Annotated in this window: 17 protein-coding genes and 1 tRNA gene; 7 read left to right on the forward strand and 11 right to left on the reverse strand. The window is 39.0% G+C overall.

What is annotated here, in order from left to right; translation table 11 throughout:
* Positions 1-6: 6 nt before the first annotated feature.
* Complete coding sequence (gene panC, locus AC1EU0_RS04275) at positions 7-864, forward strand: pantoate--beta-alanine ligase (RefSeq protein WP_480300688.1); 858 nt, start codon at positions 7-9, stop codon at positions 862-864.
* Positions 865-1,140: 276 nt separating this feature from the next.
* Here the strand turns inward: panC and AC1EU0_RS04280 are convergent, their stop codons facing one another.
* Positions 1,141-1,560 carry a hypothetical protein gene (locus AC1EU0_RS04280; RefSeq protein WP_480300689.1) on the reverse strand — a complete coding sequence of 140 codons (420 nt, stop codon included), beginning with the start codon at positions 1,558-1,560 and terminating at the stop codon, positions 1,141-1,143.
* 178 nt (positions 1,561-1,738) lie between these two features.
* Between AC1EU0_RS04280 and AC1EU0_RS04285 the strand changes: the two genes are divergently transcribed.
* Positions 1,739-2,239: a DUF4124 domain-containing protein gene (locus AC1EU0_RS04285; protein WP_480300690.1), complete on the forward strand. Its 501-nt coding sequence runs from the start codon at positions 1,739-1,741 to the stop codon at positions 2,237-2,239.
* Here the strand turns inward: AC1EU0_RS04285 and AC1EU0_RS04290 are convergent.
* The 4 genes from AC1EU0_RS04290 to metJ all read right to left on the reverse strand — a co-directional run bounded on the left by AC1EU0_RS04290 (position 2,229) and on the right by metJ (position 4,026).
* Positions 2,229-2,723: a DTW domain-containing protein gene (locus AC1EU0_RS04290; protein WP_480300691.1), complete on the reverse strand. Its 495-nt coding sequence runs from the start codon at positions 2,721-2,723 to the stop codon at positions 2,229-2,231. The two genes, AC1EU0_RS04285 and AC1EU0_RS04290, sit on opposite strands and share 11 nt — an antisense overlap.
* A 69-nt stretch (positions 2,724-2,792) precedes the next feature.
* Positions 2,793-3,122, reverse strand: a complete 330-nt coding sequence (locus tag AC1EU0_RS04295; protein ID WP_480300692.1) for a hypothetical protein — start codon at positions 3,120-3,122, stop codon at positions 2,793-2,795.
* A gap of 99 nt (positions 3,123-3,221) precedes the next feature.
* Positions 3,222-3,719 carry a SprT family zinc-dependent metalloprotease gene (locus tag AC1EU0_RS04300; protein ID WP_480300693.1) on the reverse strand — a complete coding sequence of 166 codons (498 nt, stop codon included), beginning with the start codon at positions 3,717-3,719 and terminating at the stop codon, positions 3,222-3,224.
* On the reverse strand, positions 3,712-4,026 hold the full coding sequence (gene metJ / locus AC1EU0_RS04305) for a met regulon transcriptional regulator MetJ (RefSeq protein WP_480300694.1): 315 nt from the start codon (positions 4,024-4,026) through the stop codon (positions 3,712-3,714). Before metJ ends, AC1EU0_RS04300 begins: the two co-directional genes overlap by 8 nt.
* A gap of 279 nt (positions 4,027-4,305) precedes the next feature.
* On the opposite strand from metJ, the gene AC1EU0_RS04310 reads away from it, so the two are divergent.
* Complete coding sequence (locus tag AC1EU0_RS04310; protein ID WP_480300695.1) at positions 4,306-5,562, forward strand: sensor histidine kinase; 1,257 nt, start codon at positions 4,306-4,308, stop codon at positions 5,560-5,562.
* A complete protein-coding gene (locus tag AC1EU0_RS04315; protein ID WP_480300696.1) occupies positions 5,555-6,079 on the forward strand; it encodes a response regulator transcription factor in 525 nt (174 codons plus the stop codon). The genes AC1EU0_RS04310 and AC1EU0_RS04315 overlap by 8 nt, the downstream gene beginning before the upstream one ends.
* Before the next feature lie 589 nt (positions 6,080-6,668).
* Here the strand turns inward: AC1EU0_RS04315 and AC1EU0_RS04320 are convergent.
* Both AC1EU0_RS04320 and AC1EU0_RS04325 read right to left on the reverse strand, forming a co-directional pair.
* The gene (locus AC1EU0_RS04320; RefSeq protein WP_480300697.1) at positions 6,669-8,723 is read right to left on the reverse strand and encodes a TonB-dependent receptor plug domain-containing protein; all 2,055 of its coding nucleotides are present in this window, start codon (positions 8,721-8,723) and stop codon (positions 6,669-6,671) included.
* 103 nt (positions 8,724-8,826) lie between these two features.
* Positions 8,827-11,838: a hypothetical protein gene (locus AC1EU0_RS04325; RefSeq protein WP_480300698.1), complete on the reverse strand. Its 3,012-nt coding sequence runs from the start codon at positions 11,836-11,838 to the stop codon at positions 8,827-8,829.
* A 251-nt stretch (positions 11,839-12,089) separates the two neighbouring features.
* On the opposite strand from AC1EU0_RS04325, the gene AC1EU0_RS04330 reads away from it, so the two are divergent.
* Positions 12,090-12,174 (forward strand) — tRNA-Leu (locus AC1EU0_RS04330).
* 97 nt (positions 12,175-12,271) lie between these two features.
* Here the strand turns inward: AC1EU0_RS04330 and AC1EU0_RS04335 are convergent.
* Positions 12,272-12,520: a DUF4282 domain-containing protein gene (locus tag AC1EU0_RS04335; protein ID WP_480300699.1), complete on the reverse strand. Its 249-nt coding sequence runs from the start codon at positions 12,518-12,520 to the stop codon at positions 12,272-12,274.
* A 371-nt stretch (positions 12,521-12,891) separates the two neighbouring features.
* Here AC1EU0_RS04335 and AC1EU0_RS04340 point away from each other — a divergent pair, with 371 nt between their 5' ends.
* Both AC1EU0_RS04340 and AC1EU0_RS04345 read left to right on the forward strand, forming a co-directional pair.
* On the forward strand, positions 12,892-13,875 hold the full coding sequence (locus AC1EU0_RS04340) for a hypothetical protein (protein ID WP_480300700.1): 984 nt from the start codon (positions 12,892-12,894) through the stop codon (positions 13,873-13,875).
* A gap of 13 nt (positions 13,876-13,888) precedes the next feature.
* Positions 13,889-14,449: a sigma-70 family RNA polymerase sigma factor gene (locus AC1EU0_RS04345; protein WP_480300701.1), complete on the forward strand. Its 561-nt coding sequence runs from the start codon at positions 13,889-13,891 to the stop codon at positions 14,447-14,449.
* A gap of 15 nt (positions 14,450-14,464) precedes the next feature.
* Here the strand turns inward: AC1EU0_RS04345 and AC1EU0_RS04350 are convergent, their stop codons facing one another.
* The 3 genes from AC1EU0_RS04350 to AC1EU0_RS04360 are packed head-to-tail and all read right to left on the reverse strand — an operon-like array spanning position 14,465 to position 16,944.
* Complete coding sequence (locus tag AC1EU0_RS04350) at positions 14,465-14,794, reverse strand: 5-carboxymethyl-2-hydroxymuconate Delta-isomerase (protein ID WP_480300702.1); 330 nt, start codon at positions 14,792-14,794, stop codon at positions 14,465-14,467.
* A gap of 15 nt (positions 14,795-14,809) precedes the next feature.
* The gene (locus tag AC1EU0_RS04355; protein WP_480300703.1) at positions 14,810-15,925 is read right to left on the reverse strand and encodes a site-2 protease family protein; all 1,116 of its coding nucleotides are present in this window, start codon (positions 15,923-15,925) and stop codon (positions 14,810-14,812) included.
* Complete coding sequence (locus tag AC1EU0_RS04360; protein WP_480300704.1) at positions 15,925-16,944, reverse strand: methyltransferase; 1,020 nt, start codon at positions 16,942-16,944, stop codon at positions 15,925-15,927. Before AC1EU0_RS04360 ends, AC1EU0_RS04355 begins: the two co-directional genes overlap by 1 nt.
* Positions 16,945-16,976 lie beyond the last annotated feature (32 nt).

The following is a 16,976-nucleotide window of genomic DNA, read 5'->3' on the forward strand; positions in this document are numbered from 1 at the left end:
TGAGCAATGAAAGTAACAGCAGAATTAGCCGAACTACGTAGCCAAATTAAAGCGTGGAAAGCCAAAGGTGAAACCGTCGCTTTTGTTCCAACAATGGGAAACTTACATCAAGGTCATATTTCTTTAGTAACAACAGCACTAAAGCACGCTGATCATGTTGTCGCTTCAATCTATGTTAACCCATTACAGTTTGCAGCACATGAAGACCTAGACAGCTACCCTAAAACTTTAAACGCTGACTTAGAGGCACTAAAGGAAGTAGGAACAGCTCTGGTATTCACTCCAACAACAGATTTGATATATCCCAAAGGACCTGAAAACAGCACTAAAGTGATTGTACCTGAAGACGTAATTGGCAACTGTGGCGAAAGTGAAAGTCGCCCTCACTTCTTCATTGGTGTTGCGACTGTGGTGCTAAAGCTATTCAACATGGTGCAGCCAGATGTTGCCGTTTTCGGTCAAAAAGACTATCAACAACTGGCAATCATTAAGAGCATGGTTAAAGATTTGGATCTTCCCATTCACATAATTGGGGTTGATACCTATCGTGAAAGCAATGGTCTTGCGATGAGTTCTCGCAATAATTATCTCACAACCAAACAAAGAGAAACGGCGGCTGCAATCAAGCAAACCTTAGATTGGTTTGTTGAGAAAGTGCAAAACGGCCTTATTATCGATACTGCGATAGAACATGCAAAAGCATCCCTTATCGAGGCGGGTTTAACGCCTGATTACTTGATCGTTCGTCATGCCGACACTCTGCAAAAAATCACTCCTGAAGATGAATCATTAGTGATATTAGTGGCCGCTTGGCTGGGTAAAGCAAGGCTAATAGATAACGAGTGTTTTCAAAGAAGCAAATAGACCAAATATAAAATGGCACACCAAAGGGTGTGCCATTTCTTTATAGATGTTGTTTCTGACTAATTTGAGCTGTGGTTAACTAACCTCAGCTCTGTATAACGAAATCAATAACATTCTGATTTACAATACAAACCTTAAACTTTTATCTACAGTGCTGCTAATTTTGTGTAGTTCGAGGCAGAACAGTTCGTAATAGCCGGTCTATTACGGGCTGTTCTAACACTGAAATACGCATAAGTAGCTGTGCTGTAGAGGTTGGCTTATGCAGAGCTGAGGTTAACTAAGTTGCTTCCAATCAATCTGAATCGCTTGATTGACCAAATCCATTCTTGCGTTAACGACGCCATCCAACTCACGAAGATCAAGCTTTGAAACCTTTTTGATCACATTAGAGTTTTTCTGACAGTGATAATCCAATTGGTGTTTAAGGTTGTCCAAATCCGTTATCGCTGTCATGGTGTTCGGAATTGCAGCAATAAAACTATCATCTGGCGTTTCATTATTTTTCTCTAATATATCGACGTGTTGAAACAATGATAGTAATCGACTTTCGGTGTCTTTTAAGAATTGGTCGATACGGAAAATATGACCTTGAACGGCAAGTTGGTTAGTGGTTAATTTTTTGTCGTCAGCGCGATCTTGCTGGCGAGATAGGATTTGTTGAATATTCGATGGTTTAATTGATCCGACGCTCATCATACTTCCTTGTACTTCATTTTGCGGATAACAAAATTTGAGTATAGTCAAAAAATCAACATTTTCTGTAATCTGTCAATTTTTTGTATTATGCTTGAACTAGTTAACAAATACTTGAGCAGTATTAGGGCAAATGACGGCTCTAAATAAAGGATAAACATGAAAGGAATCACTCCCAATGGCTAGGTTTGTCGTCACTCTGCTTATGCTGTTACTTTGTCCCTTAGCTCACGCCAACAGCTTCTTAAAATGTACGCTGGGTGAAAAAGTGGTTTATACCCAAACGACTTGCCCGAATGGTTACAAGCGACAACAAATCGAGTATCAATCTGGCGTCATCAATCAAATCGACCTAGATAAAGAGTCAAGTAAAGAAGACCCTTTAAAAATGTTATTAGAGAAGGGGACGGTAAGCCGTGACAAGTTATTAAAACTCATCCGCAGTGAGATCATTCGTCTTAAGCGTGAAATCAGTTTTAATAAGGTGGTTAAAGGCGGTGAACTACAAGAGATTGAACGTAACCGATACTGGCAAGATATTCCTGCTGACAACCCTAAATATTTAGACAAAATTAAACAAATCCACCAGCACTTTGATTCCTTAAATGCCATTAATCAGGCCAAAATCAAAGCGCTGTCTAAACATTATTTACAGATTGATGAAGACGCTAAGAATTAGAAACAAAATCGGCTAACCTGGCCTGTAACTTTTCTGCTGCCATAACGCTTCCCTTTGCTTTCAATAGCTCTGCAACACATTCTGCCGTACATAATCCATTGGGCTTTTGATTACGCCTTAGTTGGTATATTGACGTACTTGATGGTTCGATTTTCACTTTAGGCAATTCTTTAAGGTAAGGGCTTTTATTGTAAATTTTGCGTGCTTCCTGCCAAGTACCGTCGATCACAATGTAACTATCAAAGTCATAACTTACTGACACAGATGTACTTTCATCTGTTGGATACAGCAATGCTACCTTGCCTTTTTCTATTGCAGTCAATATATCAGGGGATGGATTTGTTCTTTCCCAAATAATGACTTTTGCACTTTCTTCTAATACATCTGTCACCAATGCACCCGTATTGGTCTTTTTTGATAACTCTCGTTGATGAGTTAACAGAATGATGTTCATAAATGTCCGTTTTACAATAGTTCGCTTCACTCTGATGATATTACACTTAAAATCTTATCTGTCAGATAATCTATAATACTATTAACTGGTTAATTTTAATCAAGAAAAGCTAAAAAAATTTGCGAGTTTTTTGGGTACTTCACGAACTGGATTTGAGAAAAACAATATTACTGCTTCACTATAATTTTTGGGTTCAGGAATACCTTTTGTGTCTTCAATATAATGATAAAGCGGCGTGAAAAATACCGGAATAGTCATTGAAATGACTCCAATGGAAGGGTTCGTAATAGAACCGACCACAACGGCATATGCAAGCAAATTCAAAGCTAGTTCCTTCCTGTTACCGTGGATCTTCTGCCTTTGAGCATCGTTTTGTATGTCATCGTCTGTCATATATGGAGATAGTGGTGAATATGGTGATACTGCCATAGATATTATGCTATTAGTTAAGCCAAGATAATGTATTCTTTCAGAATGTTGCTTAACCCTCACTGAATTTCTCTATCATCTACATTCAAATTTATGCAGCTATATACTCATCAAGATTTGCAAACAATTTTTACAACGGTATGACGCTTGATTTCGTGCCACCTTATTATGTCGTCGAATGGTCAATTTCACTACACCACAATTACACCGATAATCCACCGTTTGTTGAGGTCGATACACAACATCAAAGCTATGTGTAGTCTTTGGCTGTTGTTGATACAAACTCAACATCAAGCTTTGCCATTCTTTACCATGAGGCTTTACTCGCCCATAGAGATGATGACAAAGCAAATGGCAGACTTCATGGGGAACAACTTCATTGATAAATGCAGCGCCATTATCTCGCAACATCTGTTGGTTAAAGCGGAGTTTATTGAGATGAAGATGTGCCATTCCAGCACTGCGGCCTCTAAGCTTAAAACATACCTCAGGACGAGGAAATGAACGCCGCATCACTTGCTCTGCGTGTTGATAGCATAACTCAACTTGATGCAGCGTTTGTTCAAACAAAGATTCTAATGGTAATGGGTTACTCAAGATCTTCCCACTCAATCCCCATTTCATCCATCATTTTTTTAGCTTCAGCTGGAATACTGTCTGGCTGGCTTTTGGCTAAATCTTCATCTGATGGAAGTGGTTGACCAGTATAAGCATGCAAAAATGCTTCACAAAGCAGCTCACTGTTCGTAGCATGACGTAAGTTGCCAACCTGACGACGTGTACGTTCATCGGTTAACACTTTTAACACTTTTAGTGGAATCGATACGGTAACCTTCTTGACCTGCTCACTTTTCTTTCCATGTTCTGCGTATGGACTAATATAGTCTCCGTTCCACTTGGCCATTTTTTCACCTATTTAACTAAATAATTAAAGGAAGATTTTATACCCTTACTATTTGTAGTCAATTATAAAGCGGTTTTTGCCATTAAAAATCGCTATTTTTAATAGCAATGCTAAGTGCACCTTCGACTTCGAGCAAAAATCCGTTTACTGAAATTTGCATTTTTTTAACCAAAGTTTGTCTTAACACATCATTTATCACTGAGTTACTGTTATCATTTAATTCCTAGTTTTTCATCAACATCAATTAACTTTAAAAACAAACATTTAAATAAGACTTAAATGCAAATGAATCCCCTAAATATCAATAAACTTGAGCAGATATTAACCTTTTCTCGCTATCTGGGCTGGGGATTTCGCCTTGTTCTCAGTTATGGGTTAAGTGACTGGTTTGGTTTAACTAATCAATCTGCAATTCTGATTTACCTGTTCTCAATTGAGCTTGGGTATTTATTATTCAGCCATAAAAAAATCAATAACCTTAAAGAATTTGGGACACTGCATCTATTTATCTTACTGATCGATAATAGTTTTTGGTTAGCCTGGCTTTATCTCACCGGCGGTGCATCTAATGCCTTTATTTCATTTTTACTCGTACCTATTGCCATCTCAAGCATCACCATGTCCCCTCGTAAATCGTGGCTCTTTAGTGGAATGAACTGTGTTGTTTATAGCGTTATGCTGTATTTCGATCCTCATATGAAGCACATGGCGCAAATGGGCATGAGTTCTCATTACATAGGTATGTGGCTGAACTTTATTTTATCTGTGGTAGTACTCAATACTGGGTTAGTGCTGTTTTCAGCAAAATTAAAGCAAAGAGATTCGCAGGTCAGTGCCATGCGCGAAGCACAACTTAAGCAAGAGCAACTGGTTGCCTTAGGGGCTTCATCAGCGCAAATGGCGCATCAACTCGCGACCCCATTATGCTCAATGCGGTTATGGCTAGACGAATTAAAGCAATCTCCATCACAAGAAGCCTTTAAGGAACTCAATAATAACCTGTCTCGATGTGAGTCCAGCTTACAAGAATTACGACTGGCTACCGATGCCATACGAGATGGAAAAAAACGTGAAATTAAACTCAGTGACTTGTTACAAGATGCGAAGAAAAAGGCGCAATTACTGTTACCTCAATGTCTGATTGATTGGAAAATAATACAGCAACCATCACCAGTACTGTGTATCGATCATGGCATTTTACCCGCCCTTTTAACCCTAATCGATAATGCAGGTAAAGCATCAAATGCCGCAATATCACAATCTAAAATTGAGATATCGACTCAATATAATCAACAAGGCGAATGCCAAATCTTAATTCGTGATTTTGGTAATGGCATTGACGAAAGCATACGCCCCTATTTGGGGAAACAATTTATCCCCAGTAAAAAAGGACTTGGAGTAGCTTTAATGCTTACTCATGCAAGCTTAGAACGAAACCTTGGGTCTTTGAGCTTAACTGAACACCCAACACAAGGCTGCATTGCTACGATAACCTTACCTACAACCACAGAAACCGAAGATTCAAACTATGAATAAGTTACTTATTATCGAAGATGACGCCAGCTTAGCGTTAATTTTACAAAGACGATTAAGTAATCATGGTTTTGAAGTAGAAGCCTGTCACAACAGAACGCAAGCATTATTGCTGGCAAGACAACACCAGCCGAGTCATATTTTACTGGATATGAAACTAGAAGAAGAAAACGGCTTAAATTTAATACAACCACTCAGAGCCCTATTACCCAAAGCCAAAATCATATTACTAACCGGCTTTGCCAGCATCGCTACCGCTGTTGAAGCCATTCGCTTAGGGGCGGACAATTATCTCACCAAACCTGCTGATACCCAAACCTTACTACTGGCCTTAAACGAGCAAAAAGTTGAAGTTAACCAACTTGTAGACGAAGATGAAGTGATGAACCCAAAGCGTTTAGAATGGGAACACATTCAGCAAGTACTTAATGCTAATGAAGGCAATGTTTCAGCGACTGCAAGACAATTGGGGATGCATCGCCGTACTCTTCAAAGAAAGCTCGCCAAAAAACCGGTTTGAGTTGATGTTATTCAAACTGAGTTAAGCATGGGCGAATTACCATATTAGGATGTTAACCCTAAACTTGGCAATAAATGATTGAGCCCCAGCATCACAGCATTTCTTATTCGATTCAAGATACATTTTCTTTAGATTTTAAGCATGACTGGATTACTTCTGTATTGATAAATTTGACTGGCGAAGCGAAATCTGGCGCCAAAGGGGTGAGATCAATTTGTTACACGATCACAAGAATATCATCTTCTGATCAATTAATTTTATCGTATCATCAGCATGATCAAATATCTTCTGTTTCTTGCACAGTCAATTCCTGTAAACATGACATAAAAATTCCATTAACAGAATTATCAAAAGCAGATCGAGCAATTTGTCTCTACTTCGCTAGCTTTACACCCATATCGGTAATTAAATTACCTTTAAGGGTAATCAGAAATTACACTTACCTTGATCGTGAAAAAAGCTCAGAAATTCAAAACAAGTCAACAATTACGCCTAAAAAGCGCCATCTATCTAAACAGCTAACAAATAGATATACACGCGTAATCGTTATTAAACTGCAAGCAACAACTGAGCACAGAAATATTATGTTCTAAAAGCTGTAAAGAATCGAAGCCCAAACTTGACGACCATAGCCGGGTAAACGCTCGCCAGTAGCAATATCACTTCCCATTACTCGATTATAACCGGCTAAATGATCTTGGTATTCTTTATCAAATACATTGCTTACTCCAACTTTCAGCAACCATTGGTCAGTTTCGTAAGCGGTTAACAGGTTCATTACGCCATAACCTGATGTGCTTTGCTCGCTTTGAATACTTGATACTTTATCCTGACTCGCTGCACCACGCCATATCACCTGAGTACGCCAGTTATGCTGCTGATAACTTAACGACACAGAGCCTGATAATGGTGCTAAACGGTATAAGTTATCATCAATATCAGTTCGCTTACCACGAGTGTAACTGCTGATCATATTCAGCTGCCAATTCTCATTAATTTGATATTGAGCCTCAATATCAAAACCGTATAGCTCGGCATCAGTATTGGCAAACTGTAATGGGGCTTTATCCCCCATCATCATTGCCACCATTTTTACTTGCGGATCAGTAACGGCTACCCCTTGTACATAATTGTCAATTTGCTGCCAAAACACTCTAGGTGCAACGCTAAAGCCCTTAGCGTTTAGATCTAATCCAAATTCAAATTGATGAGCCGTTTCCAGTTTCAAATCTGTTTGTCCAATATAGGTACGGCCATCAGCCAGCCCACCTGTCGCTTGCATTGGCACCCATAAATAGCGCTGTTGATAACTCGGGTTCGATTGTTTACGTGCAGCACTCACTCGCCAGCTTATTTCATCATTCGCTTGATATAACCATTGCGCCACAAGGTCAACACCAACTTCATTCTGATTACGTTTAGATTGGTTGAATTTATCACGCAAGGCTTTAATGTTCGGATTCATCATTGCCATAGAATGAGCAACGTCACCAGCATCACTTCGGTATTGCTTTACACGCCCCCCTAGTTGCCAATGATGCTTTCCTACTTTTTGATTCCATTCACCAAAAGCGCTTAAAGTTTGCTCTTCGACATCATTAAAATTATGCACTCTCATCATGGCATTATTAGGATTAGTGATCATCGAATCATGAACACTCTGCTGATAGTCCAAGCCGAATTGCCACTGCGCTAAAGTAAATGAAATATTGCCATCAATACCCGTGCTATCGGCACGGTTGTAACGAGCCATCATCGGACTTTTTACTGGGCGAAGCAGATTATTAGCCATCCCATGACGGGCATTTTGCCACCCAATATGCCACTCTATTTGCCCCCAATCCAGTTCAGAGAATCCAGAAAGTTTGTAGCGATCCGTATCGATAAAATCTATGTCCATCGGTAACGCCGGCGTTGCTGAGTCACCTGTGTTTACGCCAGAATAGTTAAACATCAGTTGATGATTAGGGCTAACTTCGAACAAATATTTTGCCCCAATTTGAGATTTATAATAAACACCAGGTAATATTCGACGACCAGCACCGTCTTTAGCGGCTTTATTACCCTTTGCTTGTTCAATATGCAGCAATAAAGCTTGCTGTCCCCAGCTTACGTTACCTAATGCACCTAAATGGGACTGCTGACCATTATCCGTATACTGTCCTAATGTGTGTAACCATTGTCCACCAACTTCAGGGTTAACAGTATTCACGGTTAAGCTGCCGCCAAGTGTATCCACTCCGCTACTCACTGGCGCGATACCACGAACCATTTCAATGGACTCTGTCAGTAACACACTAGCGTAACTCATTGGCGCATCCATACTATTTGGCCCCGCTCCCGCTAAGGTCAGGCCATCAACTTTAGTCGCAATGTGATCGCCATAAAGGCCACGATATTGCGCAATTTTACTGATAGGGCCGTTGCCATTAACATTGGCTCCTGGTAACGAGGTTAATAAATCGGCTAAATCACTGGTTGGAATGGCATACTCTGGATCGGTAACTAAATCTTCAGTGGGTTGTTGCTTATAAACATGGCCACGCACTTCAATGACTTCGTAAACAGAAGTGGATTCCGCCCAAGCGGAATGAGAAAGAAGGTAGATTGATGCTAGAGCAAAGCTGAGAGAGTTTAGTCGCATATTAATAATCCATTACTTATTTGTGACTAAATTTTGATTAAAACCATAAGTTTTATCAATCAATTAACAACAAACTGCGACACTATGACGCACTAATTATTGTTTAACGTGATGCAGCTTTTCGTTCCTGAATTACCGCAAGTAATGTTTTCCCCTTTTGCTCGAATGCTTCTAGTGCATATTTGAATCTTTGGCTGTTTGGTTCACTGTAGCATTGTGTTAGTTTTTCATAGAACGCTGAAGATAAGGTGTATTTATCAAGTAAATTAAAAAAAGCTTTTCTATCTACAAGGAACAGAAGTTCTCTAAGTTGCCCTGTATTTTGTTCAAGTACAAACAGAATAAAAAAATTGTTCTCTCTAGCATTTAGAGACATCAAGCCCAACTTCATCCATTGGTTTAAAGTATCAATCTGAAAATTCTTTGGCATATGCATCAATAGTTGAGCCGGTAATTTGTTTTGCGGTGATTTATGGACGTCAACATCTCCAAAGACTTGCTTAAAGATCGCCTGTTTTTTCTTTCCATCTAACGAGATGAACAAATTGATTCGAGACCCTAACGGTGTGAAAGGACGGGTAAAGATAAGTAATAAAGCATTACTAGAGAGTTGTGCAATAACACTTGTGTACTTATTTAGTACAGATGGTTCCCCTTCAACTAAGCTTAAAATATCAATTTTCCCAAATTCAGTTAATATTTTGATGGCTTGCTTAGCTGTTGCACAGCGCAAAAATGCTGACAACCTAAAATCTCTACTATTGGCTCTCATCCAATCAACAACAGTATCATGATGAACATGTTCAAAGAACAGATGTTTTTGCACAGGCTCTAACTGATTTAATGCATCCAAAAAGCCAGGTAAATTGCACCCCGTCATATCAGAAAAAATGTCGTTTATTCTTTGCCCTTTTTTGGGGTTTAACAACACCGCTAAACAGTCTGACGTAGGTTTTGACTTTATCTTCTTCGCAACTAACTTTGCAGGAAAGCTATGTAATAAACGCTTGTAAAGAATAGGATTGACGTCAAAAAACGCCTCTTGAAAAGGGTTTACTTCTTCACATTCCAATAACCTCACAATTTCGGCATTTGAAAGTATGGTCATTAGTTCACACAGTTGTGAAACCGTTAAATTCTGAGCTAGTTTTTGCAAGCTTCTATCATCAAGCTTTCTAAATAGCAAAATACAGCGAGGCGAATCTTTGCTAGCTAACAAATGCCTTATCATTGAAGCCAATATTTCTGTTGGAAAGGCGTTAATATCAACCTTCTCCTTGCCTGAAAAGACCAGCTGACTTAAATGCTCATCAGACATTTCATTGAAAAACCACACAGATTTAGCATTAGGGTTAGCCAATAAAGACGTTTTGATTTTTTCTTGTTCAAGCTGAGGCAGTTGTCGGAACAGAATGTTGGCTAGGGGAGAAGGTATAAGCTCAAGAATAGCTTGCTGTTTTTGCGTATTAACTTGCTGAAGAAGTTGTATAGAGTATTCTTCAGATACCTCTTGAATCACTTTAGCTTGAGCCTCAACGGAAACCCTCTGAAATAATTTGTTTCCGAGTTTTGGCTTACTAATAAAATATTTATCAATCAATCTCGATATGTTTGGGGCATTAGTGACAAATACCCCTAGCATTGCCCTTTTGGACTCTGGATCGGTTTGTTTTTCGATACATGCCACTAACCCATTTGGTGACACTACCTGAGCAACAATAACCACAACTTCCAAATTTTTTAAGCTAGTTGCATATCGCTCAAGAAACTCAGGGTGATTACAAATAGTGAATTGGAATAAATCCTTGTTAGGTCGCTCCTCTTTTAAATACCCTAAAAATGCTTCTTTTGGCAGAAGGAACATAAGCCTTGGTAATTCTTCTTGGCTAATTTCATCCAGAGCATAACCAAGCACGGACTTATCTAAATTCAATAAAATAACTTTCGCTAGAGCTAAATCATTTTGAGCTAAACATTCTTGCAATAAGCTAGCAATGTGCGCACTAGAAATACCTTTTGTATTGATTAAGTAGATAGCAGCATTGCTATCAAGGCTACTAAGCAACTGATACAATTCAATCGTGGTCGCATGTTCGATAATTTGTTTTTTTACTATCTTAACTTCCTTAGGAAGTTGTGGTTGCCACTTAAAGCAGGCTAAAGTCAAACTTTTCAGCATATCTGACGTACATTGAGGGAGCATCACCGCACCTATGCAATTAATCTTTTCAGCAGCTTTTTCATCGTTTGGAAATAGCATTATCAACAAATAGAAAAACTCTGGGGATTGATGAGCAGACTCTAATAACAACAGTCGATCGACACAGTGTTTGGCAAATTGATTTTTGGTCTGAGTTGTGTCTTCTGCGTCTTCCACAAGCTTATCAATTAAGCTATCAAGCCATTGGCATTTTACTATCACGTTCGAGGACTCTTGAGCCAAAGTGAATCGACGCTCGACAGAGAAAAAAGAACTAAAAATTTCTCTTCTAGATTCGGCATATTTGAGTAGCGCATCAATTTTGTATTTCGATAACTGATGACATGCCGCTTCAAGTGCACGCTGCACCCGAGCTGTATCACTCGATCTACACATGCTGTCAAGCCCATATTGCCGAACTCGTTGTATGGTTTTTAACTGAACACTAAAAGGATCATGGCTTAAAGCTTCTATGCTTTCCCGACAATTGAAAAACTCACACAACATACTAATCAATCGTCTTTTTTCACAATAATGAAAAAGTAATGCGGTCTGCTCTACTTTCCCCCACGCCATACTCTTCACCGCCCACTTGAGTGGCACATACGAAGAACAACAAGCGGCCACGTGTACATGGGGCTCAAATTTACGAGCCTCATAAGCATCTCTGTCCGAGGGTGAAACCGGGAAAATCCAAGCAAGACGGAATTTACATATACTTGTTATCAGTTTTTCATCTGTTGATACGCACACTTTATAACCTGCATGCGAGCCATAAGGGAAATAGATATAGAATATTTGGTCGTTTTGCTTCAACTCTTTGAGTTGCGGCTCAAATTTCTGCCAAGCATCTAACGTCCTGAGCTGTAATTCATCAGCACTATAAGAATAACTAGGACTAGGTATATGAAACATAAATAACTAACACGATTAGTTTAAAATATGTTCTAATTATTTTAAGCACAGAAAAAACTTAACAAAAGTGAATCTTTATTTATCTGAAGAGCCTTTAAAGAATAACGACAGCGATTAAAAGTAAAGTTTATGAATAAATTTCGTGCACTTAACGGGCATTTTGATAAATCCACCTGTAAAGCACTTGCCATTCATTCATCTGTGGGTATAATTCGGTTCCACTGTTAAGGCAAAGCCTTAGTAGACATAATGCCAGAGTGATGGAATTGGTAGACATGACGGATTCAAAATCCGTTTCCTTCGGGAGTGTGGGTTCAAGTCCCACCTCTGGTACCATCATCTTTAAGATGATATAAACCGGCGCAAGTCGGTTTTTTTGTGTCTGAAATAAAAAAGCGCAGATGATTGTCTACGCCTTTGAGTTCAAAAAAAGCTATTCTGATTTATTAGCGATTTTGTTTAAATTTTCATGGATCTTAAACAGTACAATCAGCAATTCGCACCAAATCCTTGTGGCGATTACACCGCCTATCAATGCCATCAACCCGTAAAAGAAGCCACCACCGTATGACGCAAACATAATACCTAAACTAGAAATTACGGTTCCCAATAACATCAACCAATAAACAAAGGTGATGATCTTAGGGGTTAACATTGAGTCAAAAAAGAAGATTTCTCTCATTACAGTTCCTTGTTATTGTTAAACTACTCTTTTTATATATTCGTGATACTTAAAAATACTGAAACCCTGCATCTTTAGGAGTCACGAATACAGATGAAGCCCTATTGCTTCATTTGATGAAATTGATGTGTTGATAACAGATGACAACTTAGCACATAAGTACATAAAAAACATTGAAAATCAAGATGTAACGTTGGTATCAGTGACCATTGAATAAAGCCATTAAATAGTAAGCTAGAATTAGCTCAAATTACAATAAATCTAACAAATTGAACCAACTCTGAATAGAGTTTCATCATTAAAGATATCCGTTGAAGATAAAACCCAATTCTATTAACGTTAAATTAAGCAAGGTATTGGAGATAAACACTTTGATTGATACAAACACTCAAGTAGATTTGTCTATACCACATCGACAACTTTCCCCAATCACCTCCTATACATCACAAAATGGAACCTTTTTTGAAGGCATTTTCTCAATCAATAACTACCAATTTAAAATAACTTTTGCTCCAAACGGCACCGTAAAAAACATTCAGCCTAGTTATCTAAATCAAAATAACGATACCTCCTCAGCTCAACTACCTAGTTGTATGGGACGGCAAGCAAAGCATGTAAGAGACACATACCAAAGTTTTTTAGCAGGCTTATCGTTTTCAAAATACGTACAAGAAGCAACTAATAATACAGAGGTTCAAGCCGATCTCGAATTATTCCACGCTCAAGAACAAATAGATGGGCAAAACTGTCATCGGTATTTAGTAAGCTACACTAAGCCAAGCACACCTAGAGAAGAGTCAAATGAAAATGAACCCATAACAATTGGACTTAGCATTTCTCCTCCAGTTTCCCCCGAGCAAGTAAGCACATTAATACCGTCTAATGTTACAGGTATTGCAGAAATGCTTTCTAGACAAAACTCTAGGCAAAACAATGAGCCAAAAGATGAAGTCGTGATCAGTTGTTTACAAAATACAATGACGCCATTATCAGTTGAGACTACACCTTCTAATGTTGATGGTATAGCCCAACAGGAAGTTGAAATTGAATCCTTAACTCGTAACCTTCAAGAACTTAAAGAAAGACTAGAAAAAAAAGAACAAGAACTAAATGATGCATTTTTAAAACTTGAAGTTGAAAAAAATAAATTCGAAGCCAAAAGAAAGCAAGTTGATACTCAAATGCAAGTTAACGAGACAGAAAAACAAAGATTGATTATGCTCGCAAACGAGCTTTTAAGGCGTGAAAAAAAAGTAACAACAACAAATGCCAGTTTAGAGAGGATTAAATCACAACACGGTCAGTGTAAAGAAAAGCAATCTGCACAGCTCGGCTTCCAACGTACCATAGTGTAATGTATTACTAATAATGAAAGTAGAACAAATCTGGACACAGTATCGCGCCAGTCTATATCAATTCTTATTATCAAAAGTATCCTCGCCGGAGGACGCTCAAGACATTCTGCAAGAGGTGATAATAAAAAGTATTAAAACCATTGAGCAATTAGAGGACAGCACTAAAGTAAAAAGTTGGTTATATCAGATAGCGAAAAACAGCGTCATCGATCACTACCGAACTAAGGCTAAATTCAATAAAAAATTAGACTCTTTATCTGACTCAGAAGTCTTGCAAAAATGGAATCAAGATCAGAAAAATATCTATATTGAACTCGAAGCTTGTGTTGAGCCATTTATTCAAGCTTTGCCCCCAGCACAACAATTAATGCTTACCGAGATAGATATCAACGGTTTGTCTCAAAAAGCTTTCGCTGAGCGTCAACAGCTTCCATATTCCACACTGAAGTCCCAACTCAAACAAAGCCGCTTAGCCTTAAAGCAGCTTTATTCCCAATGCTGTCAGTTTGAAACCAATAACAAAGGTGAATTATTGGATTATATGCAGCATAAATCTGATTGTGGTCACTGCTAAGCTCATTATGGGCGATCAGCTTAATGCCTTAGAGTAACTCTCTCGATCGATATCCACCACTTCTGCCGTAATTGATACGGCATCATACCCAAGGCTCAAAAGCTGCTCTAACACCACCTCGGATAGACCCAACTTTTGCCCTTGAGTTCTTCCAGAGATAATTTTCAAGGTGACATGAATAAAAGCGGAGCGTTTAAAGCCTACTTGGTAGTATTGATAAGGTAAGGCTCGTATTTTAATCGCCTTGCTTTCAAACAGGCGTGAACTTAATGCACCTTTAAAAACGGCTTCCATCAATATGTCAGCATTAAACTCATTAGAGTGTTCAATAATAATATGAGGCACAGATATACCCTTTACTTACGATTGTAAAATTGTCATCGGCAAGGATAACAAAGTATCACCGCTTTTGGCTGTCAACCAAATTACAGCCATTAATCCTGCTACCGTTACCCCATACCATACAAAGGAAAAAATTTGCCCATAGCGATCTAAGGGTAATAGATGGGTGTGATGTCGGCTTCGCCACTCTAAAATGATTTCAATCGACCCTATGGCTAATAAAAAACCAAATAATGTCATGCCAAAGTAATAGCTGATCGCTACTCCAAAAACTGCACCCGCAATGCAGATAAGTAAACCGGCCACACTGTTCATTGAAAAACTAACGCTTTTTATGATGTGACCGCCATCAAGGGGAAGTATGGGCAGTAATTGAAAAAGGTTGATCAAGGCACTGAGCGATGCCAATCCGGCAAACAGCATATTATCGGTAACCCAATAGGCAATCAAACACAGCCACGCCATGATCATGCCAAATGTTGGTCCCATTATGGAAATCACAACATCTTGCCAGCGGGTATTAATTTTTTGATCCGTGAGTGCAAGACCTCCCATAAATGGGATCAAATAAAAACCTTTAGTCTTCATACCAAAGTATTTCATGGCCTTTACATGACCATATTCATGCACCACCAACACCGCAATCAAAGCAAGCGCAAACTGAAAAGAAAACAACCATGAATAGGCGGCTAAACTGGCTCCCGCTAACACTACTTTTATGACTTTGGCACTTTTTAATAATTTAAAGCCTAAAGACATTAAGCCTAATACTCCCGGCTTTCGTACTTCTTGTTTGGATGATTCTACAGGCGTTTGTTGCTCAATATCTTTTGTATTTCGCTGCCCATCTGCCAGCATCTGACCATCCACTTGCAGTTGGTAATCCAAATCAAACGGCTGCCACTTCAGATCAATATCCAACTTTACTTTAATGGTTTGTGGCTCAAGCTCTACCTCTGGCTCAGTTTGTGGCTGAGTGCTCAGTTCGAATTCATGGCAAAATTGCCCTTCATAGCGCTCACTGGCAGGGCAACCCGCTACCGGTGTGTTATCCCAATACAATTGTTGCCAACCCGCTAATGAGGCTTCCAAGCGGAGTTTTTTACCTAAACAATCAATGTTTAAAATTTCCATTAGTTTCGATAAACCTTGTATTTATTATTCTCAGCGGTGGTATTTACTTTACCAAAGTACGTTTGCAGAGCATCAGAGTATGGAAGATGACGATTAGCAACAATTTGAAATACGCCTTTGCCTGTTAAGGCATTAGCACTATCTTTTACGAATCGCTCTGCAATATCAGTAGTTGCCATTAAGCCGTCGTGAAAGGGCGGATTAGAAATGATTCCATCTAACTTACCTTCAACCTGCTCCAAACCATCAGAAGCATATACTTTAGCATTGAGTTCATTGGCTTTAAGGGTGAGTTCACAAGACAACAAAGCCATAGCATTAATGTCAACACATTCCATTTTCAGTTCCGGTTGTGCTTTTAATATCGCCGCAGAGATCACCCCTGCACCACATCCGAAATCCAGCACCCGCCCTTGAAATTCTTGCAAATGTTCAAGCAGTAACGCCGTTCCGAAATCTAATTGTTTTTGACTGAACACCCCAACCATATTACAAATAGTAACGTCCCCTTGTGGGGTTGGTAATACATATTGGCTGCACCAATCTGAAATCAATAATTCAGGAGCAGGCTCCAATAGCTCACTCGCAAACAATAAGCAGTGACGAGCATTGTCGAGCTTACTGGCTTTGGAAAAGTAATTGGGTAAAGTTTTAGGTGCCGATTTGATGCCACCTTTATTCTCACCGACGAGAAATACACTACCACCAACAGCTAAATACTGAGCGGCTAACTGATATAAATATCCTGCTAATGGCTTTGCTTTTGGAAAATAAATAACAACGCTATCAAACGTCTTTACTTGAGATAATTGATGACCAAACTGTACTGAAAGCTTATCACTCTGTAGCGGTTTAAGCTGCTGGTAATGGTTATAATCTAGTGCTAAAGCTGTTACCGATTGTGCTGAATCCAGCAACTCTTGTGCTAAGTGGTCGGCTTCGATATTTAGTAGCAATACTCGTTGTTGGGAAAAATAATCTTGATTACGAAGCACTAATTGCGATGGGTTCGTTAACACTGTCTATTCCATTTAATTATTCTAAAACTAGA

This window comes from Parashewanella sp. 2210YD4-3 (genome assembly GCF_056591735.1).

Excerpts from the sequence above, each read along its gene's own strand:
- metJ (WP_480300694.1), bottom strand. The coding sequence starts at position 4,026 with ATGGCCAAGTGGAACGGAGACTATATTAGTCCATACGCAGAACATGGA.
- AC1EU0_RS04315 (WP_480300696.1), top strand. The coding sequence starts at position 5,555 with ATGAATAAGTTACTTATTATCGAAGATGACGCCAGCTTAGCGTTAATT.
- panC (WP_480300688.1), top strand. The coding sequence starts at position 7 with ATGAAAGTAACAGCAGAATTAGCCGAACTACGTAGCCAAATTAAAGCG.
- AC1EU0_RS04310 (WP_480300695.1), top strand. The coding sequence starts at position 4,306 with ATGCAAATGAATCCCCTAAATATCAATAAACTTGAGCAGATATTAACC.
- AC1EU0_RS04320 (WP_480300697.1), bottom strand. The coding sequence starts at position 8,723 with ATGCGACTAAACTCTCTCAGCTTTGCTCTAGCATCAATCTACCTTCTT.
- AC1EU0_RS04285 (WP_480300690.1), top strand. The coding sequence starts at position 1,739 with ATGGCTAGGTTTGTCGTCACTCTGCTTATGCTGTTACTTTGTCCCTTA.
- AC1EU0_RS04325 (WP_480300698.1), bottom strand. The coding sequence starts at position 11,838 with ATGTTTCATATACCTAGTCCTAGTTATTCTTATAGTGCTGATGAATTA.
- AC1EU0_RS04335 (WP_480300699.1), bottom strand. The coding sequence starts at position 12,520 with ATGAGAGAAATCTTCTTTTTTGACTCAATGTTAACCCCTAAGATCATC.
- AC1EU0_RS04280 (WP_480300689.1), bottom strand. The coding sequence starts at position 1,560 with ATGAGCGTCGGATCAATTAAACCATCGAATATTCAACAAATCCTATCT.
- AC1EU0_RS04345 (WP_480300701.1), top strand. The coding sequence starts at position 13,889 with ATGAAAGTAGAACAAATCTGGACACAGTATCGCGCCAGTCTATATCAA.
- AC1EU0_RS04355 (WP_480300703.1), bottom strand. The coding sequence starts at position 15,925 with ATGGAAATTTTAAACATTGATTGTTTAGGTAAAAAACTCCGCTTGGAA.
- AC1EU0_RS04295 (WP_480300692.1), bottom strand. The coding sequence starts at position 3,122 with ATGGCAGTATCACCATATTCACCACTATCTCCATATATGACAGACGAT.